Raw genomic sequence first — 20283 nt, 5'->3', positions numbered from 1 at the left:
GGCATCCGATGCCTCGCATGAGGATCCTCGACCCTCTCGGACTGCGTCTGCTCGGCTGGCGGGGAAGCGGGCGCGGCGGGTATATGCATAGCGCCATGGTGGCTGTGGTCCACAGTCTGGGCCGAAGCGGAAGTGGTCCAGCCGATCGCGCCGAGGCCAGCTAGCAGCAGCGCCTTCATGCCGCATCTCCATCGCCGCGCACCTGCACGACCTGCATCATGCCAGCGGCCATGTGATAGAGCATATGGCAGTGGAACGCCCAGTCACCTTCGTTCGCCGTAACGTCCCAGCTCACTTTCCCGCCGGGCTGCACCAGCACCGTGTGCTTGCGGGGGCTGTGCGCGCCGTGGCCGGTAACAAGTTCGAAAAAATGACCGTGAAGATGGATGGGGTGTCCCATCATCGTGTCGTTCACCAATGTGACCCGCACCCGCTCACCGGCGCGGAACGCGATCGGCGCAGTCACCTCCGACAGCTTCTCGCCGTCGAACGCCCACATATAGCGTTCCATATTGCCGGTCAGATGGATTTCCAGCTGACGCGAAGGAGCGCGCACGTCCGGATTGGGATCGAGCGCGATCAGGTCGCGATAGGTGAGCACACGGTGCCCCACATCGCCCAATCCCTGTCCAGGCTCACCGGTGCGGTCGACCGGCATCGGGGAAATAGTCTGGACCCCAGGCCCCTTCTTCACGCCGGGCGCGTTCGAGAAGTCGCGCATGCTGTGGTCCATGCCCCCGCTGTCGGCATTGCCACGCGTCATGCCCGGCATGGCGCCATGGTTCATGGTGCCGTGATCCATGGCGGACATAGCGCCATGGTCCATCCCACCCATTCCCATATCCTTCATCGTCGCGACCGGGCGGCGACGCAGCGGCGGCACCGCCGCCGTCATCCCGGCGCGCGGCGCCAGCGTCGCGCGGGCCATGCCCGAGCGATCGATGCTCTCGCCAACGAGCGTGTAGGCACGATCCTCACCGGGGGTGACGACCACGTCATAGGTTTCGGCCGGCCCGAACTGGAACTCGTCCACCTCTACGGGGCGGACGTTCAGTCCATCCGCCTGCACCACCGTCATCGGCAGGCCCGGAATGCGCAGGTTGAAGGTGGTCATCGCCGAGGCGTTGATGATGCGCAACCGCACCCGTTCGCCCGGGCGAAACAGTGCCGTCCAATTATCCTGCGGGCCCTGGCCATTGACGAGATAGCGATAGGTCGAACCCGTCACATCGGCGATATCGGTGGGGTCCATCCGCATCGCGCCCCAAGCGCGCCGATCGCCGGTGGCCTGGTCCTTACCCGCCAGCAGGCCGTCCAGCGCCTGCCGCTGCTGGTTGAAATAGCCCGGCTGCTGCTTGAGCTTGGCGAAGATCGCCTGCCCCGAAAGCGGGCTGTGATCGGACAGCACGATCACATGCTCCCGATCGGACAGCACCGGATCTGCGCCGGCAGGATCGATCACGATGGGGCCGTATAGCCCCTCCTGCTCCTGAAAACCCGAATGGCTGTGGTACCAATAGGTGCCAGCCTGAACGATGGGGAATTCATAGGTGAAGCTGGATCGCGGCGCGATTCCGGGGAAGGAAACGCCAGGCACCCCGTCCATGTGAAACGGCAGCAACAGTCCGTGCCAATGGATCGAGCTTTCCTCGCCCAGTTCATTGATCACGTGCAGCCGCACCTTCTGCCCCTCGCGCAGCCGGATCAGCGGCGCGGGCACCGTGCCATTCACCGCTACAGCGCGCATCGTGCGGCCGTCGATCCGCATCGTCGTTCGCGCGATGCGCAGGGTGATGTCTTCACCGGAAAGCACCGGCAGCCCTTGGGCCAGCCCCGCCGAGCCTGGCAGCGCCCAGGCGGGCAACGCCCCGGCAAGCGCGCCCCCCCCGGCTCCCAGGGCAGCTTTGCGCAGGAAATCGCGACGATCGATAAAAACGGTCATGCCTTCTGGTCTCTCGGCTGGATCGCCATGATGTAGGGCTTGACATCATGTTAGGGTCAAGCTGCCTTTTCGCCCTTGACCCTGACATGATGTCAGCCTGCATATCCGCTGCCGCTGGAGGATTGTAATGGCGAGCGAGCACAAGCATCAGGGCTGCTGCGGCGGCAGGAGCGGAACCGCGCGAGATCCTGTTTGCGGCATGATGGTCGATTCAGCCACCACACCGCACCACATTCGCCATGACGGCGCCGACTATCATTTCTGCGGTGCCCGCTGCCGCTCGCGTTTCTTGGCGGATCCACAGTCCTGGCTGGGCGACGTATCGCGCCGGCAGCCCCAGGCAGTCCCAGGTGCGATCTGGACGTGCCCGATGCACCCGGAAATACGCCAGGAAGGCGCGGGCACCTGCCCGATATGCGGCATGGCGCTGGAGCCGGAGGCGCCGAGCCTGGAAGATGCGCCAAATCCCGAACTGGTCGATTTCACCCGGCGAAGCTGGGTGGCGGCAATCCTGTCCGCCCCGTTGCTGATGCTATCGATGGGCGCGGAAATGTTGGGACTGCACCTGGTGCCGACGTCGTGGAACGCATGGGTGCAACTGGCGCTGGCCGCGCCGGTAGTCCTTTGGGCCGGGTTGCCCTTCTTCCAGCGAGGGCTCGCATCGCTGCGTACCGGCCATCTGAACATGTTCACGCTGGTGTCGCTCGGCGTAGCGGCCGCCTTCCTCTACAGCCTCGTCGCGACGGTCGCCCCCGGGCTGTTCCCGCCCGCCTTCCGAATGCACGGCAGCATTCCAGTCTACTACGAAGCTGCGAGCGTCGTCATCACCCTGGTCCTGCTTGGACAGGTGCTGGAACTGCGCGCACGCGCCGCGACCGGCCGCGCCATCCGTGCACTTCTGCACCTCGCGCCTAAAACTGCGCACCGTATTGACGACCAGGGGCAGGAGACGCAGGTCGATCTCGCGGAAGTCTCCACGGGCGATCGTCTGCGTCTGCGTCCGGGCGAGACGGTACCGGTCGACGGCGAGGTGTTGGAAGGTCGGTCGGCGATCGACGAATCCATGCTCACCGGTGAACCCGCGCCGGTTCCGAAGCGGGCGGGCGCGAAGGTCACCGGCGGAACAGTGAACACCACCGGCACACTGGTGATCCGTGCGGCGGCAGTGGGCGCGGATACCGTACTCGCCCGCATCGTGAAGATGGTCGCAGAGGCACAGCGCAGCCGCGCGCCGATCCAGGCAGTGGCTGACCGCGTCTCCAACTGGTTCGTGCCGCTGGTGGTGATCGTCGCCGCAATGACATTCCTCGCCTGGAACCTTGCAGGTCCGGAGCCGCGCTTCGGCCACGCGCTGCTCAACGCCATCGCCGTGCTGATCATCGCATGCCCATGCGCGCTCGGCCTCGCCACGCCGATGTCGATCATGGTTGGCACCGGGCGAGGCGCCCATGCCGGCGTGCTGGTGAAACACGCCGAGGCACTACAGGCGCTGGAAAAGGTCGATACACTGGTCATCGACAAGACCGGTACGCTGACTGAAGGTAAGCCGAAATTGGTGGCGATCCAAGCGACCGCCGCCTTCGCGGAGGACGAGTTGCTCGCCCTTGCCGCTGCGGTCGAGCGTCATTCCGAACATCCGCTCGCCCACGCAATTGTTGGTGCAGGCGAGGAACGGGGGCTGGTGCTATCCGAAGCAGCGGATTTCGTCTCCACCACTGGCGCGGGCGTCCGCGCAATGGTGGGCGGGCGCAACATCGCGATCGGCAATGCTGCGATGATGCGCGCCGTCGGTGCCGATCCAACGCCGCTCCAGGATCTGGCACAGGCCCATCGCCGCACCGGCGCCGGCGCGATGCTGGTCGCCGTCGATGGCAGCCTCGCCGGCGTTCTCGCCGTTGCCGATCCGATAAAGGAGTCGGCCCGCACGGCGCTCGCCGATCTGCACCGCGAAGGTCTGCGCATCGTGATGCTCACCGGCGACAGCCGCACGACCGCCGAGGCGGTGGCCGCACAACTCGGCGGAATCGACAGCGTTCAGGCCGAATGCACCCCGGAAGAAAAGGCACGCGCCGTCGGTGACCTCAGGCGGCAGGGCGCAGTCGTCGCCATGGCCGGAGATGGAATCAACGACGCCCCCGCATTGGCGGCGGCAGATGTCGGCATCGCCATGGGGACGGGCACGGATGTCGCAATCGAAAGCGCCGGCATCACGCTTACCGCAGGCGACCTCGCCGCGCTGGTCCGTGCCCGCCGCCTTTCCCATGCGACGATGCGCAACGTGCGGCAGAATCTGTGGTTCTCGTTCTGCTTCAACGGCATTGGCGTGCCGGTCGCGGCGGGTGGGCTGTACCCCGTGGCGGGGATTCTGCTATCGCCGATGCTCGCCGGCGCTGCGATGGCGCTTTCCTCCTTCGCAGTTGTCTCGAACGCGCTGCGATTGAACGGAGTCAAACTTTGAACATCGGTCAGGCATCCAGCGCGAGCGGAGTCTCGCAGCGAATGATCCGCCATTACGAGAAGATCGGATTGATCCCGGAGCCTGCGCGACGGGACAGCGGCTATCGCGACTATGCCGATACAGACGTGGCCCGACTACGCTTCGTCGCGCATGCACGCGATCTCGGCTTCCCGATCGACGACATTCGCGCGCTGCTCAGCCTTTGGCAGGATCGGGGCCGGTCGAGCGCAGACGTGAAGGCACTCGCCCAGGCTCGCGCCGAAGAACTCGGCCGAAAAGCCAAGGCGCTGGAGGAGATGCGTGCCACCCTGCTCGATCTGGCGGCCCGCTGCCACGGCGATGATAGGCCCGACTGCCCGATCATCGACCGGCTCGCCAGCAGCCCGGTCACTCCACCGTGACGGATTTGGCCAGGTTGCGCGGCTGATCCACATCGGTGCCCTTCGCAACTGCCACATGGTAGGCGAGCAGTTGCACCGGCACCGCATAGACTAGGGGTGCGATCAGGGGGTGGACTTTGGGCATGGTGATGGTTGCGATGGCCCCGTCACCGGCTGCCTGGATGCCGTCATAATCCGAAATCAGCACCACCTTTCCGCCGCGTGCCTGGACTTCCTGCATGTTGCTGACGGTCTTATCGAACAACGGGCCCGAGGGCGCGATGACGATCACCGGCACGGCATCGTCGATCAGTGCGATGGGCCCGTGCTTCATCTCGCCGGCGGCATAGCCTTCGGCGTGGATATAGCTGATCTCCTTCAGCTTGAGCGCGCCTTCCAACGCCAGCGGGTAATCGGTGCCGCGCCCCAGATACAGCACGTCGCGCGCCGCAGCGATCACCCCGGCCATCGCCTGGATCGATTCGTCATAGGCAAGCGCGGCATTGAGCGAGGCCGGGGCTTCGGCCAGATGCCGGACGACGCGGCGCTCCTCGGCCTCGGACAGCCGACCCTTGGCCTTGGCCAGATTGGCCGCCAGCGCCGCCAGCACCGCCAGCTGGCAGCTGAACGCCTTGGTCGATGCGACGCCGATCTCCGGCCCGGCATGGGTGGGCAGCAGCAGGTCCGCCTCGCGCGCCATGGTGCTGGTCGGCACGTTGACCACCGCGGCGATCGTCTGCCCCTCGCTGCGGGCATGACGGAGCGCGGCCAGCGTATCCGCCGTCTCGCCCGACTGGCTGATCACGATCATCAGCCCGCCCTCTTCCATCACCGGAGCGCGGTAGCGAAACTCGGAGGCGACATCGATGTCCACGGGCACACGGGCGAACTGCTCGAACCAGTATTTCGCCACCATGCCGGCATAATAGCTGGTGCCGCAGGCGACGATGGTGACGCGCTTGATCGCTGAGAGATCGAACTCCGGGATCGGCAGCGTGATCTTTTCCTCCATGCGCTGGAGGTAGGAGCGCAGCGTCTGCGCCACGACGATCGGCTGCTCGTAAATCTCCTTCAGCATATAGTGCCGATGGTTGCCCTTGGAGATCAGCTCGCCGGTGACGCCGGAGATGGTGATCGGCCGCTCGACGGGGTTGTTGTCCTTGTCGAAGATCGCCGCACCTTCCTTGGTGATGACGACCCAGTCGCCCTCCTCCAGATAGGCGATGCGCTGGGTGAGCGGTGCCAGCGCCAGCGCGTCCGAGCCGAGATAGGTCTCGCCCTCGCCATAGCCGACGACCAAAGGCGAGCCGAGCCGCGCGCCGATCAGCAGATCCGGATGTTGGCGGAACAGGATGGCGAGCGCGAAGGCACCATGGAGGCGCGGCAGCACCTCGCGCACCGCATCGGTCGGGGCAAGGCCGGCCTCAACCTTCTCGCTGACCAGATGCGCGACAACTTCAGTGTCGGTCTCGCTGGTGAAGGTGCGGCCGCGCGCGGTCAGTTCCTCGCGCAGCGCCTTGAAATTCTCGATGATGCCGTTGTGGACCAGCGCCACTTCCCCGGTGGCGTGCGGGTGGGCGTTGTTGGTGGTCGGCCCGCCATGCGTCGCCCAGCGGGTGTGGGCGATTCCGGTGGTGCCGGGCAGCGGGTTGGCGGCGAGTTCCTTGCCGAGATTGACCAGCTTGCCCGAAGCGCGGCGACGCTCGATCCGCCCGTCTACGTCCGTCGCGATGCCGGCCGAATCATAGCCGCGATATTCCAGCCGCTTGAGGCCTTCGAACAGACGCTCTGCGACGTCTTCCTTGCCCACGATTCCAACGATTCCGCACATGGCATCCGCCCTCCTTCCCCTGCCCTAGCGCGGGTACGGGGCCGCCGCCAGCGGGGGGCCGCGGAGAGTTGCTCCAGTCAGCACGTCCTGCCCGGAAAAGCATTTGGGGGAAGATTTCAGAACTCTTCTATCCTCCCGGCCACACAGCCCCACCCAAGCGCCGCACCGCCTGCGTTAATGCGGGAAATTGGTGTCGATGAAAATTCGCGTGAATTCGCCAGGGTCGGGCTCGCGCCCCTGGGACTCGACGAATTTCTCGCGGCCCTTTTCCCACACTTCCAGAATCGCGCCCTGCATGCCGTCTTGAAAGCCCATCCGGTTCTCGACGATGCCGCGCCACGGGCCTTCGGCTTCGAAGACCTGGTGCAGCTGCGGCTCGAGCGACATCAGTTCCGCATCGGTGGACGGCGGCAGATGGCCGATCGCGTCGAGCACATAGCAGTCGAGCAGCTTGAGGAACGGCTTGCCAGTGTATCGATCGCTCATTTTGCGGCCTTTCGTGCCTTCATGGTTGCACGGAAGGTCGTGGCCCAGCCCTGTTTCTTCAATGTCTCCGGCCGAGTGACGGCCAGCGCATCGGCCTCCACATCGCGGGTAATGACCGATCCGGCGCCGATGATGGCGCCCTCACCGATTGCCACCGGGGCCACCAGCGCGCTGTTCGATCCGATGAACGCCCCTGCCCCGATTACCGTCTTCTGCTTGAGAAAGCCATTGTAATTGCAGGTGATCGTGCCCGCACCTATGTTTGCGCCGGCACCTACGCTGGCATCGCCCAAATAGGTGAGGTGGTTGGCTTTGGCGCCCTTGCCGAGCACCGCGTTCTTCAGCTCGACGAAATTTCCGACATGGGCATTAGCCTCCAGCACTGCGCCGGGCCGCAGGCGCGCGAACGGGCCCACGGTGGCGCCGCTCGCAATGACCGCGCCCTCGATATGGCTGAACGCGCGCAGCACCACGCCGTCCGCCACGGTGACGCCGGGGCCGAACACGACGTTGGGCTCGATCGTCACGTCACGGCCTATCTGGGTGTCATGGGCGAACCACACTGTCTCCGGCGCGATCAGAGTCGCGCCTTCGACCATCGCGCGGGCGCGGCGGGCCCGCTGCCACTCGGCCTCCAGCGCCGCCAGCTCGCCGCGGCTGTTGACGCCGGTGACTTCGGTAGCATCGGTTTCGATCACCGCCGCGACCCGTCCGTCGCCATTCGCCAGCTCGACGATGTCGGTGAGGTAATATTCGCCCGCTGCATTGTCGCTGGTCACGCGCGCGAGCAGCGCGAACAGGTCCGCGCCGCGCACCGCCATAAGCCCCGAATTGCACAGCGTGACGGCGCGTTCCTCCGGCGAAGCATCCTTAAACTCGACGATCTTCGACAGACGATCGCCGCCCTCGACGATCAGCCGGCCATAGGCCCCGGGATCCGCCGGGCGGAAGCCGAGCACTACCACCGCGGGCGCGTCGTCCTCATGCAACCGCTCGACCATGCGCCGCATCGTCGCGGTGGTGACCAGAGGCACGTCGCCGTAGAGGATCAGCACGTCGCCCGAGAAGCCGGCCAGTGCCTCCTTCGCCTGGAGCACCGCATGGCCGGTACCGAGTTGTTCGGCCTGGTGCGCCGTCTCGGCCCCCAGCGGCGTAACGGCCGCTTCCACCTGCTCCCGACCCGCGCCGACCACCACCACCTCACGCGCGGCGCCCAGCGCCTTCACGCTGTCGATCAGGTGGAGCAGCATCGGCCGCCCGGCGATCGGGTGGAGCACCTTGTGCATGTCGGATTTCATCCGCGTGCCCTTGCCGGCGGCGAGGATGATCGCGGCGATGGGTGCAGTCACGTGGCCAGTCTCCATTAGCGGGGCCATGGCACCTGCCACGCATCGGTTGCCTTTTCCAGCATGGCGGTGCCATGGCCGGGCCATGGCCGCTTTTCCCTTCGCCACCATCGGCTTTGATCTCGACGGAACGCTGCTAGACACCAGTGGCGACATCGCTGCCGCGCTCAACCGGGTGCTGGTAGCCGATGGCCGCCCCGCCCTGCCGATGGCGAAGGTGCTGGGGATGGTGGGCCGCGGTGCGCGGGTGCTGCTGGAGCAGGCGGTGCGGGCGACCGGCGGCGGCGAGAGAGGCACGGTAGAGCGCCTCCACCAGCACTTCGTCGACGCCTACGCCGCGCATATCGCCAATCATAGCCACCCCTATCCGGGCATGATCGCGGCGCTCGACACGCTGGGGACGCGCGGCGTCGCGCTGGCGGTGGTCACCAACAAGCCGGAGGCGCTTACCCTGCCGCTGCTGAAGGCGACCGGGCTTCTCCCCCGCTTCGCCTGCGTGATCGGCGGCGATACGCTAGGCCCCGGCACCGCAAAACCTTCGCCTGCGCCGATGCTGGAGATGCTGCGCCGCTGCGGGGGGCCGGCTGCATTCGTGGGTGATTCGATCTACGATGTGCAATCGGCACAGGCCGCCGGCCTGCCGGTGATCGCGTGCAGCTTCGGCTTCTCGGCAGTGCCGGTCGCGACGCTCAACGCCGAAGCGGTGATCGATTCCTATGCCGAGCTCCTCCAGGCGCTCGAGGCACTTCGGCCAATCAGGGTTTGACAGCCAGCGCCCCCACGGCGAAACACAAGCTGTCGGAAAGGGAGAGAATCCGGGAAACCGGATCGCCGAAGGAGCAACCGCCCCGGAAACTCTCAGGCAAAAGGACCTTCCGGCCACCACATTCTGGAGAGTGGCGCCGCGCGCGCCCGCCGACGGGATAGCGATCTCAGGCAAACGGACAGAAGGGGCCCGCAACCGAGTGTTTCAGGAGACGGGTTCCGTGGCGACCAAAGGCGTCGGGCCGAATGCAGGGCCGATCAGCATCACCGACGTGTTCACCATCGGCATCGGGCCGTCGAGCTCGCATACCGTGGGGCCGATGCGCGCCGCGCGCGACTTCGCCGCCTGGGTGGTTGCGGATGGACGCAGCGTCACCAAGCTGTGCTGCGAGCTGTTCGGCTCGCTGGCGCTGACCGGGCGGGGCCATGCGACCGATCGCGCGGTGATCCTGGGCCTCGCGGGCGAGCGGCCCGACGGCGTCGATCCGGATGCGGTGGAGCCGATGCTGGCGACGATCGTCGCCGAGCGTCGCATCCTGCTGGGCGGCACCGCGTCGGTGGGATTCGACCCGGACGCCGACATCAAGTTCCGCAAGCGCCAGTTCCTCCCCGGCCACCCCAACGGCATGAAGCTGCGCGCGACGCTGGTCGACGGCGCAGTGCTGGAGCGGACCTATTATTCGGTCGGCGGCGGCGCGATCCGGCGTGAGGGCGAAGAAGACGCGGCCGGGCTCTCCGCCGGCACCAACCACCCCTTCGCCAGCGCCCGCGAGATGCTGCAGCGCTGCGATGAGCTCGGCCTCGACATCGCCGGGCTGATGCTCGCCAACGAGCGCGGCTGGCGCGATGATGCCGCGACGCTCGCCTTTGTCGACGGTATCCATGCGGCGATGAACGCGTGCATGGATCGCGGCATGGTGCAGGACGGCATCCTGCCCGGCGGGCTGGAAGTACCCCGCCGCGCGCGGAAACTGCACCAGAAGCTGATGGCGCGCGGCCCCCGCGTCGAGCCCGCCTCGGTGCTCGAATGGGTGAGCCTGTGGGCGTTGGCGGTGAACGAGGAGAATGCCGCCGGCGGCCGCGTCGTCACCGCGCCTACCAATGGCGCGGCGGGGGTGATCCCGGCGGTGCTGCGCTATTACGAATGCTTCGTCGGCAACGCGACCGAGGCGGGCAGCCGCCGCCTGCTGCTCACCGCGGCGGCGATCGGCATCCTCTACAAGCGCCAGGCCTCGATCTCGGCCGCCGAGATGGGGTGCCAGGGCGAAGTGGGCGTCGCCTGCTCGATGGCCGCGGCGGGGCTTGCTGCGGCGCTGGGCGGCAGCAACGCGCAAATCGAAAATGCCGCCGAGATCGGCATGGAGCACAATCTGGGGCTGACTTGCGATCCGATCGGCGGGCTGGTGCAGATTCCCTGCATCGAGCGCAACACCATGGGCGCAGTGAAGGCGATCAACGCGGCGATGCTGGCGCTGCACGGCGACGGGACGCACAAGGTATCGCTCGACGCCGTGATCGAAACGATGCGCCAGACCGGCCTCGACATGCGCTCCAAATACAAGGAGACGAGCCTCGGCGGCCTGGCGGTGAACGTGGTGGAGTGTTGAGGCTGCGGCGCCGGATCGATCCGGCGCCGATTGCCGTTCACTTCTGCGCGGCGGCCTTTTCGGTGTAGAAGCGCGCCAGCACGTCGAAGGCGGGTTTGCGCTGGCCCGTTTCCGAGATCAGCCCCTTGCGGTTCCAGCCTTGCTGGAAATCCGGGTGCTGGCGGCGTGGCGAGCGGAAATCCTTCAGGATCCAGGGCGACATGCCCTGCAGCGTCGGGATCCGCGCGGCCATGGCCAGCGTGTTGCGGTAGAATTCGGTCTGGAATTCCTCGGAGAATTTCTGCTGGTGGACCGGATCGCTAAAGCCCGCCTTCGCATCCGCCCCGAATTCGGAGAAGAGCAGCGGCTTGTCTGCCGGCACGTTCCACACGCTGGATGGCAGGTCGTTCAGCCGGTCGCCGGTGTACCAGCCGTTATAGGTGTTGATCGACAGCACATCGAGCGAGTCCGCGAGCGGATCTGCGAGCGTCATCACCGGCTTGGCTGCGCTGCGATCGCGCTCGACGAGCAGGGCCGCGCTTACCAGCCGGGTGTCGTCCATTTTCCGCACATCGGCGATCAGCGTGCGCAGGAAACTGTTGCGCGCATCGGTGACCGGCGTTTCGTTGGCGACGCTCCAGATGCCGATCGAGGCGCGGTTGCGATCGCGCAGCACGTTCTCCGCGATCATGTTGCGCGCGGTGGCCAGCGTGCCGGGATTCGACCATGCAACGAGCCAATAGACCGGCACTTCGCTCCACACGATCAGGCCCAGTTCGTCCGCCACCCGCAGGGTAACATCGGCATGGGGATAATGGGCCAGGCGCACAAAGTTGCCGTGCAGTCCGTCCTTGATCTCACTCAGCAGCGCGCGTGCGGCCGCGGGGCTCATCGCCCGGGTGGGATCGGTGCCCAGTTCCTCCTCGTGCATCGAGATGCCGCGCAGATAGACGGGCTTGCCGTTGAGCAGGATCTGGGATCCGCGCGTTTCGATCGTGCGAAAGCCGATCCGGTCGCGCCATTCGTCGGCGCCGGCGGTGATGGTCACGTCGTACAGCCTGGGACTTTCCGGCGACCAGCGCTGCAGTGCGCGCGGCGCGGCCAGCGTGGCGCGCCAATCGCCCTTCGCGTCGGTCTTGCCCGCCAGTTCCACGCCCAGGCTGTTGATCCGCAGCCGCAGCGTCTGGTTGGCGGCGCGGGGGCCGTCGAGATGCGCGTCGACGGCGATCTTGCCGTCGCGGGTCATCCGCACCCAGGCATCGTCGACATAGGTGTCGGGCGTGGAGATCAGTCGCACCGGGCGTGTGATGCCGCCATAATTCTCCCAGTCGGTCACCGGCGGCGGCACGGTGGTTTCGGTCGCCTGCGAATCCACGCCGATGGTGATCTGGTTGCTGCCGTCGCGCAGCAGCTTGGTCACTTCGAAGGCGAAGGGCGTGAACCCACCCTCGTGCTTGCCGACCGGCTTGCCGTTGACGAACACATAGGTGGTGTAGTTGGCGGCGCCGAAGCGCAGGAACTGGCGACCCTGCCGCTTGGCCGGAACCTGGAACTGGCGCTGATACCATACCAGGCCCTGATAATGGCGCATCGCCGGCGACTGGGTCAGCCAGGAGGACGGCAATGTGGTGACGGGCGAGTTGGCGAGATCGAACTCGTACAGCACCCGGTTGTCCCCCGCCATTTCGGCACGGGCGTCGATCTCGCGGTGGCGCTGCTGGCCACGATCGGGGGCGCTGCCGTGGAAGCCGGCGATGCCGGAGCGATAGGGGTCGATCGAATAATGCCAGGGGCCGGAAAGGTCCGTGCCCGCCCGCATGTCCGCAGAGACCAGGAGCGGGCCGGTGGCCGCCGTCGCCTGGGGCAGATCGCTGCCGGTTTCCTGCGCGAGCACCGGGGCGGCAAGCCCCAGCGATGCCATGGTGAGCCATCCGATCGAGTGAAGCCAGCGCATATCCATTCCCCTTGTTCGGGCATCGCCGCTGCGGCCATGCCCGCTTTCCGAATAACCTGCAATTGCCTGCGTGCCGATGGGTCTAGGGGCCGATCGGCTTGAATTCCATCGACATTCCCGAGGCCTTGTTCGGCTGAAATCCCTTCCACAACGTCGCCTGCGGCGCACCGGGGCTATAGCCGGCATAGCGGCCACCGGGCGCGTCCGGCCAGCGGCCGTCGTTGGAATTGGGAACCAACCCGTCGAGATAGGTCGCCCGGGCGCGATCGTCCTTCACGTAGCGGTCGAGAAAGGCGGTGATGAAATGCGCCTGGATCGCCATCAGCCGATCCTTGCGCCACACGGCATCCTCGAACCAGTCCACATCCCAGAAGCTGTTGCGCAGTGTAGGCGGCGCGCCGATCAGGGCGATGCTGTGGCCGGCCTCGCGGAATGTGAGCAGGTAGCGCGGCGCGTGCACCGCCTGATCGAACAGCGTCCGCACGCCGGGATCATAGCCGACAACATGGTCCTGACTGCCGACGATGAACAAGGTGGGCGCGCGCACTTCGGCGACACCGGGCGGCGCCCACAGGCGCACGCCTCGCAAATTGTTGGGCGGCGCTATCGCCACTACGGCCTTCAGATCCGTGACCTTGAGTTGGGCCGCCCTGGGCGCGCCCGCGACGAAGGGCGCCAGCACGCCGCGCGTCGCGCCCGCAAGGCCGGGGTCCAGCGGCGCACCCGCGGCGGTGAGTACGCCATAACCGCCCATCGAATAGCCGATCAGCGCCGTGCGCGCCGCGTCGGCAGCGGCGAACAGGCCCGTGCCGGCACGCGCGCGGCGCTGCGCTTCGGCAGCAACGAAGGCGATGTCGAGCGGACGGCGCGAAAGCGGGCCAGCAGCAGCAGCAGCGGTGCGGATGGTGATAGAAGGATCGCGGAAGGCGGGCGCGACGACGACATACCCCTTGCTGGCAAGGTTCTCGCCCAGCCAGGAAAGCACTTCGGGCGTGTTGCTATAGCCGTGCGCCAGGATGACGAGGGGGAAGCGCCCCTTCGCGACCGCCGCCTGCGGCGTGGCGATCCCGGGCACCTCGAAGGCGACGTCGGTGCCATGCTCGCCCGGCAGCGCGGTGCGATAGCGCGTGCCAGGCCCGGCGGCAGTCGCGGGATACCAGAGTTTCAACAAAATGTGGCGGTCGACAATGGCGGGTTCGTTCGCGCCTTGCAGCGCATCGGCTTGCCCGGGCTGCACAAACTCCAGGTCCGCCACACCCACCGGATACGCGCCAAGCGCCGCCAGTTCGGGCGCATCCACCGGCGGCGTTGCCGGTGCCTGCTGCGCCCCGATCGGGCCGGGCCCGACCAAAAGCGCCGCCAATGCGGCAGCGCCGATCCCCATCATCTTCATACTTCGCCGATCCCCAAAGGCGAAAGAGGCGGGAACATCGTTCCCGCCTCGGTCTCGTTCAGATCAGTAGTTCACGCTGAAACGGATCCCACCAAATCGGCGGAAATCGCGTGGCAGGATCGCCTGCGTCGCGATCTGGTTGCCCCAGTTACCAGCAGAGTTCACAAGCGACGGATAATATTGCTTGTCGAACAGGTTGCTGACGAACACGGTCGCTTCCCAACGCCGGTTGTGCTCGCGCACGCCCAAGGCGAGATTGAAGATGCTGAACGCCGGCTGGAACTGTTGCGGATCGCGCGCCGCATAATAGACGCTCGACTGATACTGCCAGCTCATCTGCGCGACGCCGCTCAACTTGTCGTTGATGGGCGGCGTGAAATCGATGCCTGCCGACGTCTTCCACTCCGGTGCCTGCACGGCACGGGTGCCGGTCAGGTTCTGGCTTGCCGGCGAACCCACGCAACCCAGCGCCGCAGTTTGCAACGGATAGCATTGTGCCGCCGGGAACGAGGTATAGGTCGCATCCAGATAGGTCGCTGAGGCATTCAGGCTCAGATACCGCGTGATCCGGGCCGCAGTCTCGAATTCCAGGCCCTTGGTGTTCAGCCCGCCCACGTTGGTCAAACGGAAGTTGCTCGTTCCGTCCGCAAGCGTTTCGATCGTCTGCGCCTGCAGATCGGTGTAGTTCGTATCGAAATAGGTTACGTTGAACGTCATCCGGCGATCGAAGAACTGGGTACGAATGCCGAGTTCCTTGTCCTTCGAAAGCTCAGGACGGATCGGGCCTGCCGCTGCGCGGTTCTGGTTGAAGCCCGTGGTCAGATCGTAGGTCTGGCCCTTATACCCCGTCGAGTAGCTGCCGAACGCCATCACGTCCGGTGTCACCTGATAATTCATGCCCAGGCGATAGGTCGTGGCGGTGTCGCTGGCGTGGCCGGCATAGTTGGTCTTCGGAATATTGTCGCGGAAGGTATATTCCACGCGCTCGTTCTGAATGCGACCGCCGACCGTGGCAGTCAGTTTCGGAACGAATTCCCAGTCAATCTGGCCGAATGCGGCAACCTGGCGCGAGCCCGCGGTCGCATACCAATCAGCAAGCGAGTAAACCGGACCGCGCTTGAACGGACGCTGGAACTGGGTGTTGGCGTAGTACAGGCCGAGCGCGTAGCGGAAGGCATCGGTGCCCGGCGAGAGCAGACGGATTTCCTGCGTGAACAGCTTGGACTTGAACGCACCGATCTGGAGGTTCTTGATGGTGGCCGACGACGTATCGTCGTGGTCCAAATAGTCGTCCAGGCGGAAGCGATCATAGCTGGTCAGACCCAGCACCTGCAGCTTGCCGATATTGATGTCGGTTCGAAGCAGCCCGCCATAACCCCAATATTTGGTGCGCGACGGATAATCGTTGCTCACGGTCTGGTTCATCGGGCTGATCGTCACACCCGGCATGGTGACGTTGCTGGTCTGGCCTGCCGTATTGCGCAACAGCGCGCCCGGCGCCATGCGGACGAACGGACGGCCGACCGTGGTGTTGCCGTTCAGATAATTGGCCGAAAGCGTGAAGACGACGTCGGGATCCGCCTTCCAACGCAGCTTGCCGCGAGTGTTCAGCGTTTCGCGGCCATTGACGTTCTGCCCATTGAACAGATTGCGGACATTGCCGTCCCAGTTCGAATAGCTGGCCGAGAAGACATAGCCCAGCTTGTCGTTGATCGGACCGCTGACGCTGAAATTGCCGCCATATTCATTGTCGTCGGTGACGGTCGTGTTCGCCTTGACATGGAAGTCGTTGGTGGGCTGCGTGGTCATGATCTTGATCAGACCGGCCGACGCCGCCTTGCCGTACAGGGTGCTCTGCGGACCGCGCAGCACTTCGATCTGGGCCACGTCGGGCAGATCGGTGAACGCCCGCGCCTGGAACGCCAGCGCAGCGCCGTCGACCGTCACGGCCACGCTTGATTCGACGCCGATGCCGAACGCGAAGGTGCCCACCCCGCGCAGCGAGACGTTGGCATTCACCGGATGCTCGGCCGGTCGGATGGTCAGCGACGGCGCGACCTTGCCCAGATCCTGGAAATTGCGAACACCCTGCGCTTCCAGCAGGGCGGGCGTGACCACCTGCACCGCGAGCGGAACGTTCTGAATGTTTTCGAAACGCTTCTGTGCCGTGGTGGTGACGATGATTTCGACGTCATCCTGCGCCGGCTTGGCGGCCGCCTGCACCGTCGCGACACCCGTCGCGGCAGTGGTTGCCGCCACGTCGCTGGTCTGTGCCTGTGCCGCCCCCGCGGTCAACGACGCGACGATTGCAAAATGACATGCGCTCAGATGTAGTGCCTTCATAATACTCCCCTTTGCCCGCGAGTAGGTCCCGCCCTTTAGTTTTAGGATCGTCACTCCGAGGTTAACGTTCACCACCGAACTTTTTGAAATTCCGTGATCACCGTCAGACGATGACTTTGACCCCCGTGCGTTGCTCGGAAGCAACACTTGTCGCGACCACGCCATCTACATCAACCGCGCGATGGTCGCCGGGAGGCAGCAGCAGCAGCAGCGCGCGGTCGCCACTCGGCGCACCGCCTTCGACGCTGAGCCGCAACGTCACCGTGTCGGCATAAGCGGTGCCCTCGACCTGCCAGCGCGTCACGGGCCCGTGCCCATCCCCGTCATCTTCGATCGCATCGCAGGTGAAGGCGCCGTCGCGGGGCGGAAACAGCCACAGGCCGCGCCGCGCCGCGCCCGGGCGCCAGCCGGGTTCGCCAAGGTCCACCAGCATCGCCGAACCCGCCCGCGCGAACAGCGGCGGAGGCCCGTCGAGCGGCGCCGCAACCGTGACCGTCGCGCCGCCCGACAGGCGCTCGCCGCTCCACACGTCGATCCATTCCGTACCGGCCGGAAGGTAGAGGTTCCGTGCCGAAGCGCCGGCTTCGACAACGGGTGCGGCAAGCAGATTGGGGCCAAGCAGATGCTCGTCGCATTCTGCCCAGGCCCGCGGATCGTGCGGGAAATCGAGCCACGTCGGCCGCACCATCGGCGCATACTCGGCATGGTAGCGGTGCAGCAGATCGTAGAAGAACGGCACCAGCCGCTGACGCAGCGCCATCAGGGAACGGATCGCCGGCAGCACCTCCGGATACATCCACGGTTCGTTGACGGTGCGATCGTCGTTCCAGCTATGGATGCTGAAGCGCGGCATCAGCACCCCCGCCTGCACCCAGCGCACCAGCAGTTCCGGCGACGGGGCCGGGCCGGAAAAGCCGCCTACGTCATGGCCGCTGTTCGAAACGCCGGACAGCGCCAAGCCAATCGCCATGCGGCCATTGTAGCGCAGCGTCTTCCATTCGGTGCGGTTGTCGCCGCTCCACGTCTGGGCATAGCGCTGCAGCCCGGCCATGCCGGAGCGGGTGACGACATAGGGGCGCTGCGCCGGACGCGCCTCGATCTGCGCCTGGCGGGAGGCGCGCGTCATCAGCAGCGGCTGGATCGGCCGAGCCGCCGAGGCGGGGATCGCCGCGCCGAAGCCGGCGAAGCGCGCCCGCGCATCCCAAATCTCATATTCGTTATTGTCGTTCCAGGTCGCGACGATCCCCTGGTCCAGCAACGCACTGCGCACCTGCCCTCGCCACCAAGCGGCGGCGGCCGGGTTGGTGAAATCGACATAGCTGCCCACTTCGTCCCAGAACTGCGCCTCCACCGGGACGCCCTGTTCGTCCGCGACGAAATGGCCGGCCGCCGCAACCGCATCGTACAGCGGATGGCTGCGCAGCAGCGCCGGCTTGATGTTCGGCACCAGCGCCACTCCGGCATCGGCATAGCTTGCGACGAATGCCTGGGGATCGGGAAACTTCTCCCGGTTCCAATGGAACACGTAACGCTTGTCGCCGATCGACGTGTAGCCGGACGAAAGATGAAACGAGGTGCAGCCGATATCGTGTTCGGCCAGCTTTTCGAGGAAACCGCCCATCTGCGCCGCCGCGTCGGGCGCGTCGGTATAGGTCATGGTCGAACCCGAATATCCGAGCGACCAGCGCGGCATCAGCGCCGGCCGGCCGGTGAGCCAAGTGAAGCGCTGCGTGACCGCCAGCGGATCCGGACCGGCGATCATCCACAGGTCGATATCGCCGTGCTCGGCCACGACATGGCGGAACAGTCCGTGATAATTGTCCAACTCACGCCCGAAATCGAAGGCGATATCGGCGACGCTGTCGTAAAAGGCGCCGTGGCAGCGCCCCTCCGCATCCGCCACCAGCACATAGGGGATCGACTTGTACAGCGGGTCGCTATGCTCCGTGTCGTAGCCCATTGGATCGAGATTGGTGAGGCGGAAGCTGCGGCCGGCGCGATCGCAATCGCCGGTGCGATCACCGAGGCCGTAGAAGCGCTCGCCCGGCCGGCGCGCGACATAATGATGCGCCTTTCCGTCCCACCAGCCGAAATCATAGGCCTGGGTAGGCCGATCCTCCGCCATCAGCCGCCAGCCCTCGCCGTCGTGCTGTTCCCAGCGGCAGTGGAGCCCGTGCAGTTGCACGCTCAGGCGGATGTGATCGGTTTCTACCCCCAGCCGCTCGGCATCTTCCGTCCGCCGATAGGCCGGGCAGGCAAAGCCGCTGACGTCCATCCGGTCGCGACCTGGATCGGCAATGTCGTCCTGGCCCGGTGCGATCGCCCAACTGGGCGGGCTGGTGACGGTGCCGTCTGCCAGCAGCAACAGGCGCATCACGTCCGGCTCCAGCACGAACAGATGCGCGACGGCGCCGGTATCCGCTTTGAGTGTGATCCGCCCCTGCCCCTCCCCGGCGACGGCGAAGCGCGGGGGATTGGAAAGCGTGGCGCGTCTCATTTCACAGGCTCCGGAAGGCGAAGGTGGCGCAGGCCGGCGATCAGCACGATCGCGCCGAGGATGTCGAAAACGGAAAGCATGCCGAACAGCGGGGCATAGCCGACGCGATCGGCCAACTGGCCGATCAGCAGCGAGAACATTAGGCCACCAATCCAGCCAGCCTGGCCAATGAAGCCGTTGGCGGCGCCCACTTCTTCCGCCGTGAAGACGTCAGCAGACAGGGTGTTGATCAGCACCGAGATCATCTGGTGGGCGAAACCGCCGACGCAGAACAGCGCGATGGCGACATAAGGGCTGGACGCCAGCCCGATACAGCCCGGCGCGATCATCAACACCGCGGCCAACGCGACCCCTGCCACGCGCGACGCGATCAGCGGCATGCGGAAACGCCGGACCAGGAAGGGCGAAAGATATCCGCCCAGCACGCCGCCGAGGTCTGCGGCAAGGAAGGGCAGCCAGGCGAACAGCGCGATCTGCTTCAGATCCATGCCGCGCTCCGTCGCCAGATAAAGCGGGATCCAGAAGCTGAAGGTCTGCCATGCGGGCTCGGCCAGGAAGCGTGGAACGGCGATGATCCAGAAGCGGGCAGTGCTCAGTATCTCCCGCGCAGAGGCACGTCGCGCCGGCCCGGTCGGCCGGTCGGCGGCGATCAGCGCCCGTTCGGCATCCGTGATTGCCGGATGCGCGGCCGGACTGCGATACCAGCGATACCATGCTGCAGCCCAGACGAGTCCGACCGCGCCGGTCACCACGAAGGCGATGCGCCAGTCCGCCCAGATAGAAACGATCGCCACCACCGGCGGCGCCAGCAGCGCGCCCAGCGACGTGCCGGCATTGAACCAGCCCACCGCCACCGATCGCTCGCGCGACGGAAACCATTCGGCGATCGCCTTGATCCCCGATGGCACCGCCGCCGCTTCGGCAAGCCCCAGCAGTCCGCGGAAGAACAACAGGCCCAGCCATCCCGCGGCAAAAGCGTGGAGCATGTTGGCGACCGACCAGGCGACGCCGAACAGCGCGAAGCCGGCGCGAAGCCCCACCCGATCGACGATCATGCCGGCAATTGGCTGCATTACCGTATAGGAGAGCTGAAATGCGCCGACGACATAGCTGTATTGCTGCGTCGTCATGTGCAGCACCGATTTCAGTTCCGGCGCCAGCACGCCCAAAGAATTACGCGCAAGGTAATTGGCAATCGTGCCGGCGCAGATCAGCCCGACGATCCACCAGCGAAGATGCGGAATGCGCCGCATATGCCCCCTGCTCTCTCCAGCTGCCGGATTCGGCTGCACTTATTTTATT

The 20283-nt window shown here is 65.9% G+C and carries 13 protein-coding genes and 1 riboswitch; of the genes, 4 read left to right on the top strand and 9 right to left on the bottom strand.

The annotated features are described in order from the left end of the window. Positions 1-175: 175 nt before the first annotated feature. Positions 176-1942 carry a copper resistance system multicopper oxidase gene (locus B215_RS0105260; RefSeq protein ID WP_019368586.1) on the bottom strand — a complete coding sequence of 589 codons (1767 nt, stop codon included), beginning with the start codon at positions 1940-1942 and terminating at the stop codon, positions 176-178. Between the two features lie 127 nt (positions 1943-2069). Here B215_RS0105260 and B215_RS0105255 point away from each other — a divergent pair, with 127 nt between their 5' ends. Both B215_RS0105255 and cueR read left to right on the top strand, forming a co-directional pair. Further along, a complete protein-coding gene (locus B215_RS0105255; protein ID WP_083844709.1) occupies positions 2070-4400 on the top strand; it encodes a heavy metal translocating P-type ATPase in 2331 nt (776 codons plus the stop codon). Next, on the top strand, positions 4397-4801 hold the full coding sequence (gene cueR / locus B215_RS0105250; RefSeq protein WP_026008968.1) for a Cu(I)-responsive transcriptional regulator: 405 nt from the start codon (positions 4397-4399) through the stop codon (positions 4799-4801). The genes B215_RS0105255 and cueR overlap by 4 nt, the downstream gene beginning before the upstream one ends. On the opposite strand, the gene glmS is transcribed toward cueR, so the two are convergent. The 3 genes from glmS to glmU form a co-directional block, all read right to left on the bottom strand. Further along, positions 4788-6611 (bottom strand): glutamine--fructose-6-phosphate transaminase (isomerizing), encoded by a 1824-nt coding sequence (gene glmS / locus B215_RS0105245; protein ID WP_019368583.1) that lies wholly within the window; start codon positions 6609-6611, stop codon positions 4788-4790. The two genes, cueR and glmS, sit on opposite strands and share 14 nt — an antisense overlap. Positions 6612-6785: 174 nt before the next feature. Further along, positions 6786-7097, bottom strand: a complete 312-nt coding sequence (locus tag B215_RS0105240) for a hypothetical protein (RefSeq protein ID WP_019368582.1) — start codon at positions 7095-7097, stop codon at positions 6786-6788. Beyond that, on the bottom strand, positions 7094-8461 hold the full coding sequence (glmU, locus tag B215_RS0105235; protein WP_019368581.1) for a bifunctional UDP-N-acetylglucosamine diphosphorylase/glucosamine-1-phosphate N-acetyltransferase GlmU: 1368 nt from the start codon (positions 8459-8461) through the stop codon (positions 7094-7096). Before glmU ends, B215_RS0105240 begins: the two co-directional genes overlap by 4 nt. 67 nt (positions 8462-8528) lie before the next feature. Between glmU and B215_RS0105230 the strand changes: the two genes are divergently transcribed. Then, on the top strand, positions 8529-9209 hold the full coding sequence (locus tag B215_RS0105230) for an HAD hydrolase-like protein (protein ID WP_019368580.1): 681 nt from the start codon (positions 8529-8531) through the stop codon (positions 9207-9209). Positions 9210-9237: 28 nt separating this feature from the next. After that, positions 9238-9327, top strand: a riboswitch (glycine riboswitch). Positions 9328-9429: 102 nt separating this feature from the next. After that, the gene (locus tag B215_RS0105225; RefSeq protein ID WP_026008967.1) at positions 9430-10815 is read left to right on the top strand and encodes an L-serine ammonia-lyase; all 1386 of its coding nucleotides are present in this window, start codon (positions 9430-9432) and stop codon (positions 10813-10815) included. Positions 10816-10852: 37 nt separating this feature from the next. On the opposite strand, the gene B215_RS0105220 is transcribed toward B215_RS0105225, so the two are convergent. The 5 genes from B215_RS0105220 to B215_RS0105200 all read right to left on the bottom strand — a co-directional run bounded on the left by B215_RS0105220 (position 10853) and on the right by B215_RS0105200 (position 20234). After that, entirely contained in the window at positions 10853-12748 is a 1896-nt protein-coding gene (locus B215_RS0105220) for a glycoside hydrolase family 2 protein (protein WP_152997936.1), read from the bottom strand. Positions 12749-12830: 82 nt separating this feature from the next. Then, positions 12831-14141 carry an alpha/beta hydrolase family protein gene (locus B215_RS0105215; protein WP_019368577.1) on the bottom strand — a complete coding sequence of 437 codons (1311 nt, stop codon included), beginning with the start codon at positions 14139-14141 and terminating at the stop codon, positions 12831-12833. A gap of 63 nt (positions 14142-14204) precedes the next feature. Further along, complete coding sequence (locus tag B215_RS0105210) at positions 14205-16484, bottom strand: TonB-dependent receptor (RefSeq protein ID WP_082664511.1); 2280 nt, start codon at positions 16482-16484, stop codon at positions 14205-14207. 103 nt (positions 16485-16587) lie between these two features. Next, positions 16588-18981, bottom strand: coding sequence for a glycoside hydrolase family 31 protein (locus B215_RS0105205; protein ID WP_019368575.1), 2394 nt, complete (start codon positions 18979-18981; stop codon positions 16588-16590). Next, a complete protein-coding gene (locus tag B215_RS0105200; protein ID WP_019368574.1) occupies positions 18978-20234 on the bottom strand; it encodes an MFS transporter in 1257 nt (418 codons plus the stop codon). The genes B215_RS0105205 and B215_RS0105200 overlap by 4 nt, the downstream gene beginning before the upstream one ends. Between the last annotated feature and the right edge of the window lie 49 nt (positions 20235-20283).

This window comes from Sphingomonas sp. ATCC 31555, assembly GCF_000282895.1.
Classification (GTDB): domain Bacteria; phylum Pseudomonadota; class Alphaproteobacteria; order Sphingomonadales; family Sphingomonadaceae; genus Sphingomonas.
The sequence above is the reverse complement of the archived record's forward strand: the minus strand, read 5'-3'. Positions and strand labels throughout refer to the sequence as shown.